Below are 22,385 nucleotides of genomic sequence, written 5' to 3' on the forward strand. Positions count from 1 at the left end.
GGAAGGGGGAAACCGGCATGGCACTGCGTTTTGTAATTGGGCGTTCAGGTTCCGGGAAAACAAGCTTATGTCAAAGTGAAATACAAGAACAAATGGAAAAAGAGCCTTTGGGACCGCCGCTCATTATGCTGGTGCCGGAGCAGACCACGTTCCAATCCGAATATGCGCTATTCCGCTCAAGGGGCTTGCGGGGAACGCTGCGGGTTCAGACGCTTAGCTTTAGAAGGCTGGCGTATTGGGTCATGCAGGAAACCGGCGGAACCGCGATGGTTCCCATTGGAGAGACGGGCAAACATATGCTGCTGTACAAAATTGTGCATCGGCTCTCTTCCAAACTCGAATTGTATCAAAATGGCGCCGAGCAGCCCGGATTTATCGAACGGCTTGCGGAGCTGCTCACGGAATGGAAACGGTACGGGATGGATTCCTCCCGAATGAAAGAGCTAGCGGCGGATGCGGAGGGCGACCGTACGGGGCTGCTGCGCAGAAAGCTGACCGACCTAGCGGCGATTAGCGAAGCTATGGAATTTGACCTTAAAGACAAATATATCGATGACGAAGATTATTTGAAAGGTTTAGCAGGCGGCTTTAAAGATTGCAAGTCCATGAACGGCGCTCGAATATGGGTCGACGGTTTTTACGGCTTTACCCCTGCTGAATATGAGGCGCTTGGCGCTTTGTTAGCAGGCTCCGCTGAGGTGACCGTTGCGCTGACGCTCGACCGTCCATTCGTTCTGGGTGAGAAACCGCATGAGCTTGATTTGTTCCATCAGACCGCCGAAACTTACGGAAAGCTATTGCAGCTTGCGGAAGCTCACGATGTTCCGGTGCTGGAAACCGTTAACTTAAACGGCCAGCAGCTTCCGCGTTTCCGGGACAGCGCAATGCTCTCCCATTTGGAAAAGCATTTCGGCGGCAAACGGATCCCGTTGATGGCTTCTTCTTCGGCCGCCAACCGCGCTGGGAGCGGGATTGTATTGGAAACTGCCGCCAATCGGAGAGCGGAAGTGGAGGCAGTGGCTCGTCATATTCTAGAAAAAGTCCGAAAGGACGGACTGCGCTGGAGAGAGATTTCCGTTTTGGTTCGAAACGCCGAAGATTATTCCGATTATTTGTCGCTTGTTTTCCATGATTATGGAATTCCCTATTTTGTGGATCAGAAAGAAAAAGCGCTTCACCATCCGCTAGTGGAATTTATACGTTCCGCCTTGGAAACTGTTCTGCACGGTTGGCGGTACGACGCCGTGTTTCGCTGCATCAAAACGGAGATGCTGTTTCCGCTCGACGGCAGCATCCCGCGGGATTGGTTTGACCGGCTGGAAAACTATGCGCTCGCCGCAGGAATTGACGGTTGGAAATGGCTGGACCGTAATAGCTGGAAGCCGCAAGCCGTCGTTTCGCTCGAAGACGAATCCGGCGAGGAGTCGCCCGTTTCCGCTTCGGCCCGGCGTGAATACGAGATGGCGATCGAGACCAGGAAAGTAATCGTGTCGGCATTGGAAAAATTCGGGGAGTCGCTGAAAGCCGCTGGCAACGTCCGAGAGATGTGCGAGGCGTTGTACAGGCTGCTTGAGACTGCGGAGGCAGCCGACCGTTTGGAGCTGTGGAGCCGGGCGGATATGGAAGCAGGCCATGCACGGCGTGCCCGCACGCATCGGCAGCTTTGGGACAACGTCATGGATTTGCTCGATCAAATGGTTGAGCTTGCCGGCAGCGAGAAGATGAAGCCGGAGCTGTTTGCCGGAATGGTGGAGGCGGGTTTGGAAGGCTTGAAGCTGGCCTCGGTGCCGCCCGCGCTGGATCAAGTGCTGGTTGGCAGCATGGACCGAACTCGTGCTGTTAATATCCGTGCCTGCTATGTGCTTGGAGCAAACGATGGCGTCTTGCCAATGAGAATAAAGGAAGATGGCATCTTAACCGAAGCTGAAAGGGAGGAGCTTGGAGCGGACGGCATTGAGCTGGCACCGAATGTGAAGAGGCAATTGCTCGACGAACGTTTCATGATCTATAACGCCTTCACTACGCCAAGCGAAACGTTGTGGATCAGCTGGCCGCTGGCGGACGAAGAGGGTAAAACGCTGCTTCCGTCAGAGATTATTCGCAGCGTTCAGTTTTTATTTCCAGCTTTGGTCGTACAGGAAGGAAATCCGGAGCCGACCATCGATATGGCTGAGTCGCAGCAGCGTTTGTACATTGCCCATCCGGTGAAAGGCTTGTCTCATCTTGTTACCGCACTTAGAAGCTGGCAGCAAGGAGGAGTCATCCCTGCTTTTTGGTGGGATTTGTACAATTGGTATGCCGAGCTTCCGGAATGGGAGCATAGACTTGGTCCTTTGACAGGCTCATTGATTTATCATAACCAAGAGCGGAATTTGCCAAGGGCGCTTGCCAAAGAGTTGTACGGGGAGCGGATGTCCGTAAGCGTTTCTAGAATGGAGAGGTTCGTTTCATGTCCGTTCCAGCATTTTGCCATCCATGGCTTGAAGCTGCGGGAACGAAAGCTCTATCGGCTTGAAGCTCCCGACGTAGGGCAACTGTTTCATGCGGCGCTTTCGAAGCTTGCCGGAAACATCGGAGCCCACTGGGGAAAAATGTCGCAGCAGGAAGTGAAAGAAGCTGCCTCCAAAACGGTGGACGATATTGCTCCGAAGCTACAATCGCAAATTTTGCTCAGCAGCGGACGTTTTCAGTTCATTGCCCGCAAACTGAAAGAAATTGTGACCCAAGCGGCCGTCATTTTGGGCGAGCATGCAAGGCGGGCTCAGTTCCAGCCGGTTGCGACCGAGCTCGATTTTGGACCTGGAGGAACGCTCCCTGCGCTTGTGCTGCCGTTAGAAAATGGGGCGGAGATGCAAGTGGTCGGCCGAATTGACCGGGTCGATGCGGCGCAAACGGAAGAAGGGCTGCTGCTGCGGGTGCTGGATTACAAATCAAGCGTTACGATGCTTAGGCTTGAGGAAGTTGTGCACGGGTTATCGTTGCAGATGCTTACTTATTTGGACGTCTTGGTGACGCATGCGGAAGGATGGCTCGGCCAGCCCGCCGCTCCGGCCGGAGTGCTGTATTTTCATGTGCACAATCCTATGCTTGCCCTGCCGAACCGGATGACTTCGCAAGAGGCGGAATCGCTCGTATTGAAACGGTACAAAACGAAAGGGCTGCTCTCTGCCAGCGCAGAAGTGGCGAAGCTAATGGACGCCGATCTTGAAACGGGCCATTCGGATTTACTGCCCGTTGCGCTGAAAAAGGATGGCAGCTTCTATAGCAGCTCTTCCGTCGTTTCGAACGAGCAATGGACGACGCTTAGGCGTTCCGTCAGAAAAAGGATTGGGAACATCGGAAGCTCGATACAAGAAGGTGACGTTTCCATTCGGCCGTACAGGCTAGGGAACAAATCACCATGCCAATATTGCGACTACAAAGCGCTATGCCAATTTGACCCCTTGTTTGAGGGGAATGAATACAACAGGCTCGGCAAGACGTCCAAAGAGGATGTATGGCGGCAACTGGAAGGAGAGTGAGGAATGGATGGAAGCGGAGATGATGATGCCGGAAAAACCGGACAATAGCAGCTGGACGGACGATCAATGGGAAGCGATTGTCGCGGAAGGATCGAACATACTCGTCGCCGCAGCAGCGGGTTCGGGCAAAACGGCGGTGCTCGTCGAGCGGATCATTCGCAAAATTTCCTCCGATACCGATGTCGATCGGCTGCTTGTCGCTACGTTTACGAAAGCCGCCGCCGCCGAAATGAAGGAGCGCATTCGAATTGCGCTGGAAAAGGAGCTTGAGCGCCAGCCGGAGTCCGAGCATTTGCGAAGACAGCTTGCTTTAATGGGACGAGCGTCCATTACGACACTGCACTCTTTTTGCCTCGATGTCATTAGACGCTATTATCCGTTGATCGGGCTCGATCCCGGCTTTCGCATCGCCAACGAAACGGAAAGCGAGCTTATGCGGCTTGAAGTGCTTGACGAGCTTTTTGAGGATATGTACAGGGGAGTAGCGGAGAACAGTGGCGCTTTTTTAATGCTGGCGGACAAATACGGGGGAGAAAGAGGCGACGAGCCGCTTTATCATCTCGTTCTACAGCTTTACGACTTTGCGCAAAGCCATCCGTGGCCGGAACATTGGCTTCGGGAAACGGCACGCGCTTTCCAAGTGAGCTCTGCCGAGCAGCTTGAAACCAGCGAATGGATACAAAGCTTGCGCGGCGACTTGATCTTGAACTTGGAAGGCGCTATATCCCTTCTTGAGCAGGCGCTCGCTCTAGCGAAAATGCCGGCTGGCCCATCGCCATATGCGGATACGCTGGACGATGAAATCGCCATGCTGGACCATTTGCTTGCCACCGTTCGAAACGACCCTTGGAGCAAGTGGGAATTGCCGTTTAAAGAAGCGGCATTTGGCAGGCTCAAAGCTTTGAAAGGGGATGAATACGACAAATCGCTGCAAGAGCAGGCCAAAGAGCTGAGAGATAGCGCGAAAAAGCTGCTGAGCGGCATTGTGGCCGATCTGTTCGGCCGGGATACGGAACAGTTTGTTTCCGAGCTTTCCGAGCTTGCGCCGCTTATGAGCGTGATGTCAGAGCTTGTCATTGCATTCGGCAGCCGGTTTGAAACGGAGAAACGGCGGAAAGGGCTGCTCGATTTCGGCGACTTGGAGCATTATTGCTTGCGGATATTGCGCGATCCTTCGTCCGGGCCGGAAGGGCTTATTCCCTCCGTCGCCGCCTTGGATTATCAAGGGCTGTTTGACGAAATATTGCTGGACGAATATCAGGATACGAACATGGTGCAGGAGGCCATCGTTTCTTTGATTGAACGAAAAGGCGGCGGCAACCGGTTTATGGTCGGCGATGTGAAGCAAAGTATTTATCGGTTCAGGCTGGCGGAGCCCAATTTATTTTTAGCAAAGTACAAAGCATATCGCGTCCGGCCAAAGCCAGGGGAGGCGGAAGTGCAGTCCAGCGGAAACGTTCAGGACGGGACTATGCTAGGTACCGCCTCGCAAGGCCGGAGAATCGACTTGGCGCGCAATTTCCGCAGCAGGCAAGAAGTTGTAGACGGAGTAAACGGCGTATTTCGCGCCATTATGCGGGAGCAAGTGGCGGAAATGGACTATGACGCCAAAGCGGAGCTTGTATGCGGAGCTTCGTATCCGGCTCATGCTAGGCCCGGAGATTGCGATGTTCAGCTTGCCGTATTGAACAGAGGCGAGGCGGAGGATGAAACCGGGGACGACATGGGCGGAGATGAAGCGGAAGATGTCCGTGACGGTGGAGATGCAGAAGCGGAAAATGTGTCCGAGCTGAAAGTTGCTCAGCTAGAGGCGAGATGGATTGCAGCCCAACTGCGCGATTTGTTGGATAAGGGCTATATGGTGTTCGACGGCAAAAAACGTGCTTACCGGGCGATGCAGTGGCGCGATGTCGTCATTTTGCTGCGGGCTACCGGGCAGTGGTCGCCTATTCTAATCGAGGAACTCGGAGCTAGCGGCATTCCGGCATACGCAGAGCTGAGCAGCGGTTACTTTGAAGCGATTGAAGTAGAAACGATGCTTTCCCTGCTGCGCATCATCGACAACCCGTATCAGGACATTCCGCTGGCGGCTGCGCTCCGCTCGCCTCTATTCTCATTAACGGCGGAGGAACTCGCGCGGATTCGCGTTCACACGGCAGGCGGAAGCTACTATGAGGCGGTTCGTCATGCTGCGGGAGAAGAGGCGTTTCAAAAAGATTTTCGCCTGAAGCTGAGCCGTTTCCTGAGCGATCTCGACGGTTGGAGAGAGGAAGCCCGGCAAGGGTCGCTCGCCGACTTGCTCTGGCGGATTTACCGCGATACAGGTTATTACGACCTGATTGGAGGTTTGCCCGGAGGCGCGCAGCGGCAAGCGAATTTGCGGGCGCTTCATGACCGGGCGAGGCAATATGAAGCGACGTCGTTTCGCGGCTTGTTCCGGTTTCTGCGCTTTATCGAGCGGATGAGAGACAGCGGAGGCGATCTTGGGACGGCTCGTTCATTAGGGGAGCAGGAAGATGTCGTTCGAATTATGTCGATTCATAAGAGCAAAGGCCTTGAATTTCCGGTCGTCTTTGTAGCGGGGCTCGGCAAAACGTTTAACCAGCAAGATACAAGAAGCTCCTTTCTAAAGCACAAAACATTAGGTTTCGGACCGCGGCATGTCGATACGGAGCTGCGGATGAGCTATCCGACTTTGCCGTTTCTTGCCATTAAGCGCAAGCTGAAGATGGAACTGCTCGCTGAGGAGATGCGTATTTTATACGTTGCTTTGACCAGGCCAAAAGAAAAGATGTTTTTGGTTGGCACGGTTCGCGATGCGGAAAAGGCGGCAAGAAGATGGAGCAGTGCTCTCGATAAAAACGGGAATATAACCGATTTACGCATCGCTTCGGCCCGCTCATTTTTGGACTGGCTGGGACCGCTCTCCTCTCCTCAGTTGGCCGAAGCTTTCGAGCAGAGAGAAGAAGCGGCTCTTGGCTTCGATTTCGCCTCCCAAAGCGTGGTGACTGAGGGAACCCCTATGAAAGCGGAACAAGCCGTCTGGAAGACTGATATTTTTCCTGCTTCTCTTTTAACCGCTGAAGCGGCAGCTGCTGTCGAGGATTCGGTTGCACCTGCGGACATGAAATGGCGTGCGGATCGTTTGCAGGCGATTACGTCGCTTGTTCGTCTCGATGACGTACCTCTGGACACTGCTCTACGGCAAGTGCTGGAATGGAAATACCCGTACCGCTCGGCCGAAAAAATGCCAGCCAAAACTTCGGTGACGGAGCTGAAGCGGCTGCATGCTGGGGCGGATCACTATTCCGCTCCGCTTGAGGAGGAGAGTGTCGGGCATCATCGTTTGGCGAGTGATGCTCCTCCGGGAACCGGCATGGAAGGAGACAATGGCGGAGGCGATTTTACTTTCCGGCTGCGCAGACCGTCCTTTATGGGGGAAAAGGCGTTAACGGCCGCGGAAAAAGGCTCGGCGAGCCACTTGTTTATGCAGCATGTTCCGCTTGATGGCGAACTTAACGAATCGGTACTAAGGGATACGCTTAACGGCATGGTCGGGCGCCAAATTTTGACGCTCAAGCAATCGGAAGCGGTTCACTTGCGTTCTGCTCTTGCTTTTTTTGAAAGCGAAGTCGGACGCCGCCTTATGAATGCCAATTGGGTGCGCAGAGAAGTGCCTTTTAGCTGCATGCTCCCTGCCGGCAAAGTATATCCGAAGGCGGAAGACGGCATGGAACTGGAGCCCATTATGATTCAAGGTGTGGTCGATTGCCTTTTTCAAGACGAAAACGGCATCGTTTTGGTCGACTACAAAACGGATCGCATTCAGTTCGAGGGATGGGAAGCCGCAGCCGAGCGCCATCGTTTCCAACTGCAGCTTTACGCTGATGCGATCGAAGCGGCGCTAGGAACGAAGGTTGATGAAATTTATTTGTATTTCTTTGACGGCTCCCGATTAATTCGGGTGTAGGCAGTCAAACTAGCCGAATAATAGTCATTTGAATAAACGGGGGGAGAAAGTTGGAACAGAAGACAAGCGGCAAGAGGTCGATGGCGCTGCCAATCATGTTGGTACTGCTCGTCATGAGTTTGATGGGAAATATTCTTCTGATGACTAAAAATATTGAGCATTCGCGCGGAAATGAGGTTGAAGCAGGAGAGGTCGTCTATGACGGTTTCGTTCAGAGCCGGGATCATTTGGCCGTGTGGTCCGGCTATATGGACCAAGTGGTTGCGCCAAAAGGCGGAGAAGCGTCTCTCTCCAGACTTTCTGCGAGCCATTTGGCTTCGCTTGTAGCCAGCGATGAGGGCGGTCTTTCAGTGTTGATGGCAAGCAGCGCGGAAATAGGCGGAGCGGAATATGCGGATGCGGCGCAGCAGTACGAAGGATTTCGTAAAAAGCTTGCCGAGGAACTTGCTGCCATCGGGAACGGAAACGGTCCGCTTCAAGGAAGCGAGCTTGAAAAAATAAGCGCGGTTCAAGCTTTGTTTGTCCAATTGACGGAGCAGCTGGGACAATTCCATTATGAAATGGAAGGAGACCGCAATTCGCTTATTCGGCTGTCCGCTGGCCATGACTGGCTGGAGATCGCGAAGGAGCTGCAAAAAACGGTTTTATCCTACTCCAAATAAGGATCTAAACCAGCGTTTTAATGAATTTTTTCCAAGAAGGAGCGGGTTTTGCGCCGGAAAAAGAATTTTTCCAGCAAAACCCGCTCCTTTATTGGACGAGAGCCGTACTTTTCGTTATGATAGAGTATATGGATTCGCGAGGAGGTAGAAGAATCATGGACTGCATTTTTTGCAAAATCGTTGAAGGCTCCATCCCATCAAACAAAGTGTTCGAAAATGAACGGGTTCTTGCGTTTCAAGACATTCAGCCTGCCGCACCTGTACATATATTGATTATCCCTAAGAAGCATATTCCTACGATGAACGACGTTGCGGAGGAAGACGGGGCGCTGATCGCCGAATTGTTCGCGGTGGCAAGGCAAATTGCCAAGGAGCAGGGAATCGCTGAGGCGGGATACCGCTTGGTCAACAACGTAAACAGCGAGGGCGGACAAGTCGTCTACCACCTGCATATCCATTTGCTGGGCGGCAAAAAGCTCAGTGGATTATTGGCAACCTAAGAGAAGTTGACACGTGGTTTTGGTTTACTTTATAATGAAGTTTGATAAACCGTGTTATAGCTCTGGACGGTCTGTTTCGGAGGGAGGGAAAACTGGTGTCTGAAACTAAAGTTCGCAAAAACGAAACTATTGATGCTGCGCTTCGCCGCTTTAAACGTTCCATCGCTAAAGACGGTGTTTTGGCTGAGGTGAAAAAACGCAAGCATTATGAAAAGCCAAGTGTTAAGCGCAAGAAAAAGTCCGAGGCTGCGCGTAAGAGAAAGTTTTAGGAGGATCCTTCCATAATGAACCTGAGCGAACGATTGAACGACGATATGAAGCAAGCCATGAAGAGTCAGGACAAGTTCAAGCTCTCCACCATTCGTATGATGCGTGCGGCAGCTAAAAACTTGGAAATTGATCTAAAACGGCCCCTTGAAGACAATGAGGTGCTTGATATATTAAGTCGTGAAATCAAAATACGTAAAGATTCCCTCCAAGAATTTAAAAAAGCCGGCCGCGATGATCTGGTAACAGGTCTTGCAGCAGAAATTGAAATTATTAGTCAATACCTTCCCGAGCAGCTGACTGAAGAAGAGATTCAAGAGATAGTAAGGCAGACCATCCATGAACTCGGTGCTTCTTCCAAAGCCGATATGGGGAAAGTGATGAGCGCCCTCATCCCCAAAACGAAAGGGCGCGCAGACGGTAAACTAGTAAGCCAAGCGGTACAACAATTTCTGCAATAGCAAAACGTGCGGACACAAAACACCCCTTTTTAGGGGTGTTTTTTTGCGTTTCTTTTTAAAGTGCCCATTCCTCTGTTGGAAGGTTTTACATAATTGCCGCCCCCGCCGCATATTTTGGTATAACACCGATAGCGTCATTTTTGCGCTTATGCCGTTTAGGTTGAAAGTTGATTTTGTCATTTTGGAGGAGGCCCTGATTCATCCATGCGCCATTTGAAACGTAAATTCCATAAGATGACGGCCGAGCTTCTGGATATGCCACAAGATGTCGTATACGACTTGCCAAGGCTTACGATGATCGGAGACCGGCAGCTATATATCGAAAATCATAGAGGGGTTGTCCATTTTTCCAGCGAAAAGCTTCGCCTCGCACTAAGCAAAGGGGAGCTTGAGGTGACGGGCAGTGCGCTTGTCATTCGGACGATTTGGACAGAGGAAGTGTTTATCGAAGGCGTTATTACGAATATTCAACTGTTTCCATAACCGCTTAGGAGGGGTATAAATTGAAGGGACAAGGCGTGCATTGGCTGAAGGGTGTCGTGGTCGTACAAGCGCGGGGAGGCCAGCCGGAGGAGCTGGTCAATAGGGCTATGGCCGGAGGACTAGGCCTGTCTGCCATCCGGTGGACAAGCAAGGGGCTGCTTCAATTTGAATTATCCGTCAGCGACTTTTTCCGGCTTCGGCCGTATTTAAAAGAGACAGGCTGTAGAGTTCATGTGACGGAAAGGAAAGGGCTCCCGTTTTGGCTTGTGAAAGCGGAGCGCCGACTTTGGTTTACCGGCGGTATCGCGTTGTTTTTCGCTATCATCTTGATGTTGTCTTCCCTTGTTTGGGATATCGAAGTCGAAGGGAATGTCAAGCTGACGGAGGACCAAGTGCTTGCAGCGGCCAAAGCGGAAGGCGTATTTCCTTTGCAATGGTCGTTCCGGCTGCAAAATGCGGATGTGATTTCGAAGAAGCTGGTTCAAACATTGCCCGGCACAACTTGGGTCGGCGTCGAAAAAAAGGGGACTAAAGTCCGTATCCAGGTCGTTGAAATGACTAAACCGGATCGTCCGCCGCTCCAAAACCCGCGCCATCTCGTTGCGTCGGCTGACAGCATCGTTACCCAAATCGTAGCGGAAAAGGGCAAGCCGGTCGTCCGAAAAAATACGCGGGTCAAAAAAGGACAAACTCTTATATCAGGCATTATCGGCTCGGAGACGAACTCCCGCACCGTCGTGGCAGAAGGCATTGTACGCGGTCTCGTTTGGTACGAATACAATATCGAGTCTCCGCTCACCCAAACAACGAAGGTGTATACCGGGGAAAAACGGGCTAAATGGTATGCCGTCATCGGCAATCGAGCCTTGCAACTGAGCGGCTTTGGAAAAAGCAAGTTCGGACAATCGGAGACGATTGTGAAAGAAGAGAAGCTGGCTTGGCGCAAATGGTCGCTTCCAATTGGCAGAATGAAAGCGACTGCGATGGAGACGGATATTCAGGAAAGAACGTTGACGGAAGAGGAAGCGAGAGAAACGGGGCTGCTTCAAGCGAAGGCGGATGTACTGGATAAAGCGGGAGCGGACGCTGTCATCGTAAGCGAAATTGTTTTGCATGAAAAGGCGGACAATGGTAAAGTTTATATGAAAGTTCTTTTTGAAGTGGATCAATCTATCGTACAGGAAATGCCACTAGTCCAGATGCAGGGAGATTGAGAATTGTTGCAAATTGAAACGAAAACAATAAAAGTCCCGCTTGAAAATGCGGCAGAAGGACTTGCGGTATTCGGACCGCAGGACCGGTTTTTGAAGCTAGTGCAAGGAAGCGTGGAGTCTGTCATCAGCTCTCGCGAAGCGGAAATTTCCATTACGGGATCGGCTAAAGAAACAGAATCTTTGGAACAAATGTACCGGGTATTGCTTCAGCTTGTTAGAGGCGGATATACGCCTACCGAGCGCGACGTCGCTTATGCCCTTGAGCTTGCTAGGGATATGCAGGCGGAAGAGCTGCTCGATCTGTTTAAAAAAGAAGTGGCCACGACGTTTCGCGGCAAAAAAATATTAGTAAAAACGATAGGGCAGCGTCATTATGTAAAGACAATACGGAAAAAGGATATCGTCTTTGGGATCGGGCCAGCGGGAACGGGGAAAACGTATTTGGCGGTCGTCCTCGCGGTTGCCGCGCTTAAGGAAGGTTCCGTCAAACGGATCGTCTTAACAAGGCCAGCCGTAGAAGCGGGAGAAAACTTAGGATTTTTGCCGGGCGATCTGCAAGAGAAAGTTGATCCGTATTTAAGGCCTCTCTACGACGCCTTGCATGATGTGCTTGGACCGGACCAAACGGTAAAAGCGATGGAGCGCGGACTCATTGAAATCGCTCCGCTTGCTTATATGCGGGGACGCACGCTAGACGACTCCTTTATTATTTTGGACGAAGCTCAAAATACGACTCCCGAACAGATGAAAATGTTTTTGACGAGGCTAGGCTTCGGCTCGAAGATGGTCATTACCGGCGACGTCACCCAAATCGATTTGCCAAGGGGCAAAACGTCGGGATTGATTGAGGCACAGCGCATATTAAAAAATATTGAAGAAATCGGTCTGATTTTCTTTACCGAAGGCGATGTCGTTCGTCACTCTTTGGTGCAGAAGATCATTGTGGCTTATAATTGGGATGCCGAGAATAAAGCCTAGAGAGGGATGGTTGCCGCATGAGCCAGAAGGAAACGGGCAAACAGGGAACCGGAAGGCCAGCGATTCCAGCGGGCTGGAGACAAAGTCCTGCCGTTAGATGGATACTCATGTCCATGTTCGTGCTGCTCTTCTATTTCAGTCTAGCGCCGCATGTCATTCCTGAAACCTACGATATTTCGGAAGGCTCGATCAGCGAGAAGGATATTAAAGCTCCTTTCCAGATCAAGGACGAAAAGGCGACCAGACAAGCGGAGGAAGAAGCGGCGGGCCGGATTGAAGACAACTATAGCATTGTCGTTCTGAAAAGCGAAACGCTGGTAGAGCAAATTTTGTATCGCATTGAGCAGTTGAACAAAGACGATCAAATGACAAAACAAGATAAAATCGAAGTTTACGAGAGGGAATTTCCGCGGCGTTATGTCGAGTATATTGATAACTTTGTCAAGGTGAGCAAAGGCAACGGCATGTACAACGATTCCTTGCTCGACGAGATGGCAAGAGTGGCGAAGGAACAGCAATATGACATTCCTTTAGAAACCTTTTACAAAATGCCTCAGCTTACTTCCGAGCAGTTGGTAGAAATGCGTTCGGTTGCAAGAGACATCGTCAAAAAGCTGATGAACGAGCCGCTTAGGGAAGCGGAGACCGCGCGGACTCAGGTGGCGGAACTGGTCAATGCCAGTACGTTAACGAATCGTACGGCCAGAGAGATTGTGCAGGAGCTGGCTCGGTTTTCGATTATGCCGAACCGATTCTTCGATAAGGAAGCGACGGAAGAAGCCAAGACGCTCGCCAAACAAAACACGCAACCCGTTATTTTTAAGGAAGGCGACATTATCGTAAAACGAGGCCAAACCATTTCGCCTGAAATGTACAAGCTATTGTCGGATTCCAACTTGCTGCATGACAAACGGAATTTTTGGCCGCAAGCGGGATTGCTCATTTTGTCCATTATGCTTCTTGTTGCGCTGTATGCTTATTTGCATCAGTCTGGCGGCATTAACGGGATCAAGCCGAAATATGGAAATTCCCAGCTGCTGATGCTGTGGCTGATCTTTTTGATTAATATTATAACGATCGAAATTATCGCTTTTACCCAAACGGACACAGCACCGTATGCAGGCTACTTGGCTCCGGCGGCGCTTGGCGCGATGCTGATTACGCTTTTGCTGGATTTGCATCTTGCGATTATCAGCTCATTTATTTTTGCCATTGTTGGAAGCATAGTACTAAACACTAGCTCCAGCACGCTGTTTGATTTCAAATATGGCTTCTTTATTATCGTCGTATCGCTCGCCGCGATGTTTTCGATTCATCGGGCAAGCCAAAGATCGACGATTTTGAAAGCCGGCATAATGGTCAGTCTGTTCGGTTCATTGTCGGTCTTTGCGATCCTTATGATGACGGAGCAGCTGGATCGGATGCCGTTTATTTATTCCGTCGCTTTTGCATTTGCAAGCGGCTTGCTGACGGCCGTGCTCGTTATCGGTCTTATGCCATTTTTTGAAGTGACGTTTGGCATATTGTCCGCACTCAAGCTTGTGGAGCTGTCCAATCCGAACCATCCGCTGCTGCGGAAGCTGCTTACGGAAACGCCGGGAACTTATCATCATAGCGTAATGGTCGGCAATTTGTCGGAGGCGGCGGCGGAGTCGATTGGAGCGGACGGGCTTTTGTGCCGGGTAGGGTCGTTTTATCACGATATCGGTAAAACAAAACGTCCGAACTATTTTATTGAAAATCAAACGAACATTGAAAATCCGCATGATACGATTGATCCGAAATTAAGCAAATCGATTATTGTAGCCCATGCCCGCGATGGCGTGGAAATGTTGAAAGCCCATAACATTCCGAGGTCGATTAGAGATATCGCCGAGCAGCATCACGGGACGACTTCCTTAAAGTATTTTTATCATAAGGCGCTTAAACAGTCGGAAGAGCAGGGTATAGAGCCAACCTATACTGAGGACGATTTCCGTTATCCAGGGCCGAAAGCCCAGTCAAAGGAAGCGGCTGTTGTCGGTATTGCGGATTGTGTGGAAGCGGCGGTTCGCAGTTTGCGCAATCCAACGGTCGAGCAAATCGAGGCGATGATCAACAAAATTATTAAAAGCCGTTTGGACGACAATCAATACAACGAATGCGACTTGACGCTTAAGGAACTCGACAAAATCGCACAGTCGCTTAAAGAAAGCATTATCGGCATTTTCCACTCTCGCATTGAGTATCCGGACGATGTCAAAACGAAAGGGCGTATATGAGCACAATGAGCTTGCAATTGGATTGGAGCAATGAACAGGACAAACTGGACATCCCAGAGAGCTGGATCGAGAAATTGACGGAGCTTCTGCAGCTTGCGGGAGAAGCCGAAGGAATAACGGACGGTGAGGTCGCGCTTACTTTCATCGATGATGAGGGCATTCATTCGTTGAATCGCGAATATCGCGGCATCGATCGCCCGACGGACGTTTTGTCGTTTGCGATGCAGGAAGACGGGGCGGACGAGCTTGACATTATTTTCGAGGTGGACAGCGAAGATGAAGTGGACCCGCTATCCGGCATGCTGGGGGACATTATTATTTCCGTCGAACGCGCAGCAGCCCAAAGTGAAGAATACGGGCATTCGCTGGAACGCGAAATCGGATTTCTGTTTGTGCATGGATTTCTACACTTGATCGGCTATGATCATCAGGACGATGAAGCGGAAGCCGTCATGACGGGGAAACAAGAAGCGGTGCTGCAGCAGGCCGGTCTGACCAGATAATATGATCAAGTTTATTCGCAGCGTCAGCCATGCGTTGTCGGGAATCGCGTTTGCGGTCAGGACGCAGAGGCATATGAAAATTCATTGTGCCGCTTCCGTGTTGACCGCTTTGCTTGGATGGTATTTGCAGCTTGGGTTGGTGGAATGGTGCTTAATTGTTTTTGCCATTACGCTCGTCATCAGTGCCGAGATGCTTAATACGGCAATTGAGCAGGTTGTTGATTTGGCAAGCCCACAGCGCCATCCGCTGGCGAAAGCCGCCAAAGACGTTGCGGCGGGCGCCGTACTTGTAGCGACGTTCGGCGCCATTGCAATCGGGGGAATCGTGCTTGGCCCCCCATTGTGGAAAGTGCTCTTAAGCTGATAAAATAAAGATCAAACATCTTAGAAGAGGAGTGCTGCTGATGGAATTCAAAGGCCTCACTGAACAATCATATGTACAATTGTTGCGCGCCGCGAGGGAAGCTATGCGGCGCGCTTACGTGCCTTATTCCGGCTTTCGAGTAGGGGCTGCGCTGCTAGGGAGCGATGACGAGGTTCATTACGGATGCAATGTGGAAAATGCGGCTTACAGTCCAACCAATTGCGCGGAGCGAACGGCGTTGTACAGAGCGATTGCCGATGGCAAAGAGCCTCGCAGCTTCAAAGCTATCGCGGTTATGGGAGATACAGATGGGCCTATCACTCCTTGCGGCGTATGCCGACAAGTGCTGGTGGAGCTTTGCGAGCCGGATATGCCGGTTATTATGGGCAATTTGCAAGGGGAATGGTCCGTTTTAAGCGTAGCGGAGCTGTTGCCGGGGGCGTTTACCCCGTTGTCTTTACACAAGGAGGAGCAAAAAGAGCAATGAGTCAAACAAACAACGATCGCAGCGGCAAAGGATTTCGTTCCGGCTTTGTAGCCATTATCGGCAGGCCGAATGTGGGGAAATCTACGCTGATGAATCATTTGATCGGCCAAAAAATCGCCATTATGTCGGATAAGCCGCAAACGACTAGAAACAAAATTCATGGCGTTTATACGACGAACGACACCCAAATTGTATTTTTGGATACGCCAGGCATACACAAGCCTCAATCGAAGCTTGGCAATTACATGATGCAAACGGCGGAAAGCGCGCTTAAGGAAGTGGAAGCGGCTTTATTTCTAATCGATGCGTCCGAAGGTCTCGGAGGCGGCGACCGATTTATTATTGAGCAGCTGAAAAAAGTAAAAACGCCGGTTTTTCTCGTCATGAACAAAATCGACAAAGTAGAGCCGGAAAAGCTGCTTCCTATGATTACGCAATACAATGAGCTTCATGATTTTGCGGAAATCGTGCCGATTTCGGCTTTGCAAGGCAACAATGTCAATACGCTTTTGGAGCAGCTGTCCCGTTATTTGCCTGAGGGTCCGCAATATTATCCGGCCGACCAAATTACGGATCACCCTGAGCAGTTTGTGTGCGCAGAGCTTATTCGCGAGAAGATTCTTCATATGACGCGGGAAGAAGTGCCGCATTCCATTGCCGTTGCGATTGAAGACATGAAAGTGAAGGAAAACGGCGTTGTTTATATCGGAGCCGTTATTTTTGTAGAGCGCGACTCTCAAAAGGGGATCGTTATCGGCAAACGCGGCGAATTCCTAAAAGAGGTTGGCAAGCAAGCGCGCAAAGATATTGAGGCTTTGCTTGGTTCCCGCATCTTTTTGGAGTTATGGGTCAAAGTGAAAAAGGATTGGCGCAACCAAGATCGAGTGCTTAAAGATTTAGGCTTCCGCAACGACTGACGTTTTTTTCTAAGGATACGAAGGGGAAAATTATCGCATTCTAATACTGTCTGGAGCAGCATTCCGAGGCGGAAAGGGATGAATACGAATGCGAAATTTTTCGTGGAAGTATTTTACATTGACCGGAGATGTCGAGTCCTTCATGCTTTATAAGGAAATGGATCAAACCGTTGCATCCATAGATCAGGAAGCGCCATTAGGACAAGACGAGGAATTTGCGATAATGGACGACTTGGAGTAATGAATAAGGGAAGATTAAGCGGGGCTGGCAAGGCTGGTTTCATGGGGGAGAGCCGGATATGCTTCATCGCGTGGAAGGAATCGTCATTCGCAGTATGGATTACGGGGAAAACAACAAAATTGTCACTCTGCTCACCCGTACAAACGGTAAGGCGGGAGTACTTATTCGCGGAGCAAAAAAGGTGAAGAGCAGACATGGAGCAATGTCTCAGCCTTTTACATACGGCGAATTCCAATATTTCCGCAGCCATGGCCTCGGAACGTTAAATCATGGTGAGATCATTGAGTCTCACCATGATTTGCGTATGCATCTTGATCTATCCGCCTATGCCTCCTATGCAGCGGAGCTGACGGATCGAACGCTGCAAGAGGATGAGCCGAGCAGCTTCTATTTTGAACAGCTGAAAGCTTGTTTCACCGCTTTCAAAGAAGGCAAAGATCCGCAAATCGTATCCCATGTGTATGAGATGAGAATACTCGATCTTGCCGGATATTTGCCCGAACTGGATGAATGCATCGGCTGCGGCAATCGGGTTGCGCCGTTCAGGTTGTCGCCGCATGGAGGCGGAGTGTTATGCTCCAAATGCGGAAACAGGGATGCGGGCTCAATTGCGCTTAGCGAAGGCGTACATAAATTGTTAAAGCTGTTCAAACGAATGGATTTGCGCAGGCTTGGCTCCATTACGGTGAAAGATGAAACTAAAGCTGACTTGAAGAAATGCATGCGTGCGCTTATGGACGCTCAAATGGGGCTTCATTTGAAATCGCGTCATTTTTTGGATCAGCTCGATAAATTCGTTTGACTTTTGTCTTTGATTTGAATAGAATATGAAAATATGAATATGGGACTATGATGGAGAAAGTAATGATGATGTGTCGACAAGCTCAGCGAATCGGGGATAGTGAAAGCCCGGTTGGACAATCGTGATGAAAGGCGCTCCGGAGTTCTAGCGAACAAAGCGGGTCGTCTTATGAGTTAGACGGCCAAGTAGGGTGGAACCGCGGGAATGTACAGCTCTCGTCCCTATGTCTGGCAGCAGACGTAGAGGCGGGAGCTTTTTTGCTTGCCAATAAACGTTGCTCTGGAACCATTAGTTTTGAGAAAAAGGAGTCGAGCGGAATGAATTTTCAAGGCATGATTTTGACGCTTCAACAGTTCTGGGCAGAACAGAAATGTATCTTGGTTCAGCCATACGACGTAGAGAAAGGCGCCGGAACGATGAATCCGATGACATTTCTGCGCTCCATCGGCCCGGAGCCGTGGAATGTAGCTTATGTTGAGCCTTCCCGTCGGCCATCCGACGGACGTTATGGGGAAAATCCAAACCGTCTTTACCAGCATCATCAATTTCAAGTGATTTTGAAACCGTCCCCCGACAATATTCAGGAGCTTTATTTGGAGAGCTTGAAGCGTCTAGGCATTGACGCCAAAGATCATGACATCCGTTTTGTCGAGGACAACTGGGAGTCTCCAACTCTCGGCGCATGGGGCCTTGGCTGGGAAGTATGGCTCGACGGCATGGAAATTACCCAATTTACTTATTTCCAGCAAGTCGGAGGTATCGACGCTAACCCGGTTGCGGTTGAAATTACTTACGGCATGGAGCGTCTAGCTTCCTATATCCAGCAGAAAGAAAATGTATTCGACCTGGAGTGGGTGGAAGGCGTTACATACGGTGACGTGTTCCTTCAGCCTGAGTTCGAGCATTCCAAATATACGTTTGAAACGTCGGATACGGCTATGTTGTTCACGCTGTTCAATATGTATGAAGAAGAGGCAAAACGCACGATGGAGCATAATTTGGTGTTCCCGGCTTATGACTATGTGCTGAAATGTTCGCATACGTTCAACTTGCTAGATGCAAGAGGAGCCATTAGCGTAACGGAAAGAACAGGTTATATTACGCGCGTTAGAAACTTGGCCCGTCAGTGTGCGGCTACGTATTTAGAAGAAAGAGAACGGCTCGGCTTCCCGATGCTTAAGAAAGGAGTGGAGCAAAATGACTAAAGATTTGCTGCTGGAAATCGGTTTGGAAGAGGTTCCTGCCCGTTTCGTGCGAGGCGCTATGAACCAATTGAAGGACAAGGTGGAAAAATGGCTGACGGAATCGCGCATTGAGCACGGTGCCGTGGAATCTTTTGCAACGCCGCGCCGTTTGGCTGTACTCGTTCGCGATGTGGCGGATAAGCAGTCGGACAGCAATGAGGAAGCTAAAGGCCCTTCCCGCAAAATTGCTCAAGATGATGCGGGCAATTGGAGCAAAGCGGCGCTTGGCTTTGCTCGCAGTCAAGGCGTAGAGCCGGAAGAGCTGTATTTCGCGGAGCTTGCGGGCGTGGAGTACGTCTATGCGAGAAAAAGCAGCATCGGCGCTGATACGGCAAGTATTTTGTCGGAGGGCTTAAACGGTCTTATCACCTCGATGTCCTTCCCGAAAAATATGCGTTGGGGCGGTCATGAGCTTCGTTTCGTTCGTCCGATTCGTTGGCTAGTTGCATTATTCGGCAGCGAAGTTGTTCCGTTCGAAATTACAGGTGTCGCTACGGGCAACATTTCGCGCGGCCATCGCTTTTTGGGCGAAGAAACGGTTATTGGCGAGCCAGGCCAGTATGTAGAAGCGCTTAGAGCTCAGCAAGTTATCGTCGATGTTGCAGAGCGCGAAGCTTTAATTGTGAAACAGCTGGACGACTTGATGAATGAGAAAAAGTGGACGATTGCGGTTAAAGAGGATTTGCTTGAGGAAGTCCTTTTCCTTGTTGAATATCCGAATGCTCTTTATGGCACGTTTGATCCTGCCTTTTTGAACATTCCGCAAGAAGTTCTCATTACGTCGATGAGAGAGCATCAGCGTTACTTCCCGGTACTGGATGAAAGCGGCAAGCTGCTTCCGTTTTTTGTGACGGTCCGCAACGGCGATTTGCGATCGATCGAGCTTGTGGCGAAAGGCAATGAAAAAGTGCTTCGCGCTAGGCTGTCGGACGCCAAATTTTTCTACGAGGAAGATCATAAGCTGACCATTGACCGCGCACTATCGAGGCTGGAGACGATCGTTTACCACGAAGAGCTTGGCACGGTTGCCGAAAAAGTAAGACGGATTACGTCTATTGCCAAATCGATAGCGGCTCAGCTTGGAGTGAATGAGGAAACTTTGCAGGACGCCGCACGCGCCGCACAAATTTGCAAATTTGACCTTGTTTCCCAAATGGTTTATGAGTTTCCGGAGCTGCAAGGCATTATGGGAGAAGACTACGCTCGCAAACTGGGCGAAAAGGAAGCGGTGGCCAAAGCCGTCAACGAACATTACCAGCCTCGTTTCTCTGGTGATCGTGTGCCGTCTCAGCTCACTGGAGCTATCGTATCCTTGGCTGATAAAATCGATACGATCGTAGGCTGTTTCTCCATCGGAATCGTTCCGACAGGTTCCCAAGATCCTTATGCGCTGCGCAGACAAGCGGCAGGTATCGTACAAATTATGCTCGCTTTTGATTTGAAAATGGGCTTGAGCGAATTGTATGACATTGCCATTTCTGTACATGAGGCAAGAGGATTGAAACGTACGGGCGATGATATTCGTAAAGACCTTGCGGACTTTTTCTCGCTGCGGATCAAAAACTGGCTATCCGAAAGCGCGATCCGTTATGACGTTATAGACGCGGTAATGGCTGCGGGCTTCCACCATTTGAAGCTTACGGCTAACCGGGCTGCCGCTGTTCAAGCTCTGGCTGCGGGTGAGGACAAAGCGGAATTCAAGCTTGTGGTTGAACAGCTTAATCGGGTTTGCAATCTTGCGGCAAAATCGGGCGGCGATACGTCCGTTGACCCTGCATTGTTTGCGGAAGCGGCAGAAAGCAAGCTGTATGAAGCATGGCTGGGCGGCAGAGCCGATTTCCAGAGTGCTGTGAACGAACGCGATATAGATTCGGCATTAAAGTCGCTGGCGGCGCTTTCGCCATCTATTCAGGCTTATTTTGACAGCGTAATGGTTATGGCTCCAGAGGAGAAAGTAAAAGCGAACCGTTTGGCGACGCTGACTGGCATCTCCAATGATATTGCTCTTGTCGCTGACTTCTCGAAGCTTGTATGGGCGTAACCTTCAATCCAGTGATGCAGAAGGAGGGGCGATAATTATGGAACAAGGCGACAGAAAGCCGGAAGTTATTGTTTATGTCGTATCCGATGCGGCAGGCGATACGGGCGAGCTAGTTGTTCGAGCGGCAATTGCGCAATTCCATCCCATCCAAGCCGAAATCCGCAGAACGCCCTTTATTACGGATGAATCCGCGCTGGAGAGAGTGAAGGAACAAGCTAAGCTGTCGAACGCGATAGTGCTTTATACGCTCGTTATTCCTCATTTAAGAGAATGTATGAGGCGGCTTGCGGAGAGCAGCGGAATTACAGCGATCGATCTGCTCGGTCCGTTTATCGAAACGCTGGAGAATCGTACCGGCAGAAAGTCGAGGCAGGAGCCCGGTCTAAACCATGTGCTTGATGCGGATTATTTCCGCAAGGTGGAGGCTGTTGAATTTGCTGTCAAATATGACGATGCAAGAGATACTTCGGGCGTGCTGAAAGCCGATATTGTTCTGGTTGGCGTATCTCGCACATCCAAAACGCCGTTGTCCATGTATTTGGCCCATCAGAAGTTCAAAGTAGCCAACGTGCCTTTGGTGCCTGAGCTTAAGCCGCCGGATGAACTGTTTAAAATTGCGAAACATAAAATTATCGGTCTTACCATCGATACTTCTTATTTAAACGTCATCCGCAAAGAAAGGCTTAAAGCGCTTGGATTGCCCAATACAGCATCTTATGCCACGACGGACCGCATTGAAAAAGAGCTGCTGTATGCGGAAAATTTGATGAAGCAACTGGATTGCGTGGTCATTGACGTTTCGCACAAAGCGGTGGAGGAAACGGCAAGCCTCATTATGGAGTATGTGCGCCGTCAGTAGACGGGATTGCCTCGGATGGTTCGGCGGCAAAAGTATATACTAAATATTAAATTGCTGAAAACTATGACGTCGAGCGGTGAGTCATGAATCAAAATCGGATGCCAACTATTCTTGTGGATGCGGACGCATGTCCCGTTAAAGCTGAAATTGCGCAAACAGCCAATTTGTTTGAAGTTCCTGTTTTTATGGTGGCTTCTCACGATCATCGTATGGCGGACATGGAAGGTGTAACTGCAATTCAAGTAGACCGCAGCAGCCAATCGGTCGACTTGTATATTGCGAACCATATGAAGTCCGGCGATATCGTGGTGACACAGGATTTCGGCTTGGCCTGCATAGCGCTTGGCAAAGGGGCCATCGTTCTTTCTCCGCGAGGCGAGCAATATACGGACGGGAACATTGACTATTTGATGGAAAGAAGGCACGAAAGCGCTAGAATAAGGCGAAGCGGGGGCAGAAGCAGGGGTCCTCGGGCCATGACTTTGGCGGATCGGAATTCTTTTCAACAAAAGTTGACAAAAGTTTTGCAAATTGAGCAGGAGAAACATGACCTTTAGCGAATATTATTTTAGAATCCTTATAAAGTCTGTAGATTTCTCCTGCTTTGGCG

At 50.4% G+C, this 22,385-nt stretch carries 20 protein-coding genes; all 20 read left to right on the top strand.

What is annotated here, in order from left to right:
* Positions 1 to 17: 17 nt before the first annotated feature.
* The 20 genes from addB to ACFQZE_RS01940 all read left to right on the top strand — a co-directional run bounded on the left by addB (position 18) and on the right by ACFQZE_RS01940 (position 22,332).
* A complete protein-coding gene (gene addB, locus ACFQZE_RS01845) occupies positions 18 to 3,521 on the top strand; it encodes a helicase-exonuclease AddAB subunit AddB (protein ID WP_379353056.1) in 3,504 nt (1,167 codons plus the stop codon).
* Entirely contained in the window at positions 3,457 to 7,491 is a 4,035-nt protein-coding gene (addA, locus tag ACFQZE_RS01850; RefSeq protein WP_379353058.1) for a helicase-exonuclease AddAB subunit AddA, read from the top strand. Before addB ends, addA begins: the two co-directional genes overlap by 65 nt.
* 50 nt (positions 7,492 to 7,541) lie before the next feature.
* Positions 7,542 to 8,153 carry a hypothetical protein gene (locus ACFQZE_RS01855; RefSeq protein WP_379353060.1) on the top strand — a complete coding sequence of 204 codons (612 nt, stop codon included), beginning with the start codon at positions 7,542 to 7,544 and terminating at the stop codon, positions 8,151 to 8,153.
* A gap of 155 nt (positions 8,154 to 8,308) precedes the next feature.
* Positions 8,309 to 8,653 carry a histidine triad nucleotide-binding protein gene (locus tag ACFQZE_RS01860; protein WP_379353062.1) on the top strand — a complete coding sequence of 115 codons (345 nt, stop codon included), beginning with the start codon at positions 8,309 to 8,311 and terminating at the stop codon, positions 8,651 to 8,653.
* A gap of 95 nt (positions 8,654 to 8,748) precedes the next feature.
* Positions 8,749 to 8,922, top strand: coding sequence for a 30S ribosomal protein S21 (rpsU, locus tag ACFQZE_RS01865; RefSeq protein ID WP_005547957.1), 174 nt, complete (start codon positions 8,749 to 8,751; stop codon positions 8,920 to 8,922).
* 15 nt (positions 8,923 to 8,937) lie between these two features.
* The gene (locus tag ACFQZE_RS01870) at positions 8,938 to 9,381 is read left to right on the top strand and encodes a GatB/YqeY domain-containing protein (protein WP_379353064.1); all 444 of its coding nucleotides are present in this window, start codon (positions 8,938 to 8,940) and stop codon (positions 9,379 to 9,381) included.
* 204 nt (positions 9,382 to 9,585) lie between these two features.
* Positions 9,586 to 9,864 carry a sporulation protein YqfC gene (gene yqfC / locus ACFQZE_RS01875; RefSeq protein ID WP_379353066.1) on the top strand — a complete coding sequence of 93 codons (279 nt, stop codon included), beginning with the start codon at positions 9,586 to 9,588 and terminating at the stop codon, positions 9,862 to 9,864.
* Between the two features lie 20 nt (positions 9,865 to 9,884).
* Positions 9,885 to 11,078: a sporulation protein YqfD gene (yqfD, locus tag ACFQZE_RS01880; protein ID WP_379353068.1), complete on the top strand. Its 1,194-nt coding sequence runs from the start codon at positions 9,885 to 9,887 to the stop codon at positions 11,076 to 11,078.
* A gap of 6 nt (positions 11,079 to 11,084) precedes the next feature.
* A complete protein-coding gene (locus tag ACFQZE_RS01885; RefSeq protein ID WP_379355459.1) occupies positions 11,085 to 12,056 on the top strand; it encodes a PhoH family protein in 972 nt (323 codons plus the stop codon).
* A gap of 17 nt (positions 12,057 to 12,073) precedes the next feature.
* Entirely contained in the window at positions 12,074 to 14,317 is a 2,244-nt protein-coding gene (locus tag ACFQZE_RS01890; protein ID WP_379353070.1) for an HD family phosphohydrolase, read from the top strand.
* A 5-nt stretch (positions 14,318 to 14,322) separates the two neighbouring features.
* Positions 14,323 to 14,820, top strand: a complete 498-nt coding sequence (gene ybeY, locus ACFQZE_RS01895; protein WP_379353072.1) for an rRNA maturation RNase YbeY — start codon at positions 14,323 to 14,325, stop codon at positions 14,818 to 14,820.
* 1 nt (position 14,821) lies between these two features.
* A complete protein-coding gene (locus ACFQZE_RS01900) occupies positions 14,822 to 15,184 on the top strand; it encodes a diacylglycerol kinase family protein (RefSeq protein ID WP_379353074.1) in 363 nt (120 codons plus the stop codon).
* A gap of 40 nt (positions 15,185 to 15,224) precedes the next feature.
* A complete protein-coding gene (gene cdd / locus ACFQZE_RS01905; protein WP_379353076.1) occupies positions 15,225 to 15,671 on the top strand; it encodes a cytidine deaminase in 447 nt (148 codons plus the stop codon).
* Complete coding sequence (era, locus tag ACFQZE_RS01910; RefSeq protein WP_379353078.1) at positions 15,668 to 16,588, top strand: GTPase Era; 921 nt, start codon at positions 15,668 to 15,670, stop codon at positions 16,586 to 16,588. The genes cdd and era overlap by 4 nt, the downstream gene beginning before the upstream one ends.
* Before the next feature lie 88 nt (positions 16,589 to 16,676).
* On the top strand, positions 16,677 to 16,829 hold the full coding sequence (locus ACFQZE_RS01915) for a YqzL family protein (RefSeq protein WP_379353080.1): 153 nt from the start codon (positions 16,677 to 16,679) through the stop codon (positions 16,827 to 16,829).
* Between the two features lie 58 nt (positions 16,830 to 16,887).
* Positions 16,888 to 17,631 carry a DNA repair protein RecO gene (gene recO / locus ACFQZE_RS01920; RefSeq protein ID WP_379353083.1) on the top strand — a complete coding sequence of 248 codons (744 nt, stop codon included), beginning with the start codon at positions 16,888 to 16,890 and terminating at the stop codon, positions 17,629 to 17,631.
* Between the two features lie 317 nt (positions 17,632 to 17,948).
* Positions 17,949 to 18,836, top strand: coding sequence for a glycine--tRNA ligase subunit alpha (gene glyQ / locus ACFQZE_RS01925; RefSeq protein ID WP_379353085.1), 888 nt, complete (start codon positions 17,949 to 17,951; stop codon positions 18,834 to 18,836).
* Positions 18,829 to 20,916: a glycine--tRNA ligase subunit beta gene (gene glyS / locus ACFQZE_RS01930; protein ID WP_379353087.1), complete on the top strand. Its 2,088-nt coding sequence runs from the start codon at positions 18,829 to 18,831 to the stop codon at positions 20,914 to 20,916. The genes glyQ and glyS overlap by 8 nt, the downstream gene beginning before the upstream one ends.
* Positions 20,917 to 20,953: 37 nt before the next feature.
* On the top strand, positions 20,954 to 21,775 hold the full coding sequence (locus ACFQZE_RS01935; protein ID WP_379353089.1) for a pyruvate, water dikinase regulatory protein: 822 nt from the start codon (positions 20,954 to 20,956) through the stop codon (positions 21,773 to 21,775).
* An 83-nt stretch (positions 21,776 to 21,858) separates the two neighbouring features.
* A complete protein-coding gene (locus ACFQZE_RS01940) occupies positions 21,859 to 22,332 on the top strand; it encodes a YaiI/YqxD family protein (RefSeq protein ID WP_379353091.1) in 474 nt (157 codons plus the stop codon).
* The last annotated feature ends 53 nt before the right edge of the window (positions 22,333 to 22,385 follow it).

Source organism: Paenibacillus sp. GCM10027627, from assembly GCF_042675505.1.
Classification (GTDB): Bacteria; Bacillota; Bacilli; order Paenibacillales; family Paenibacillaceae; genus Pristimantibacillus.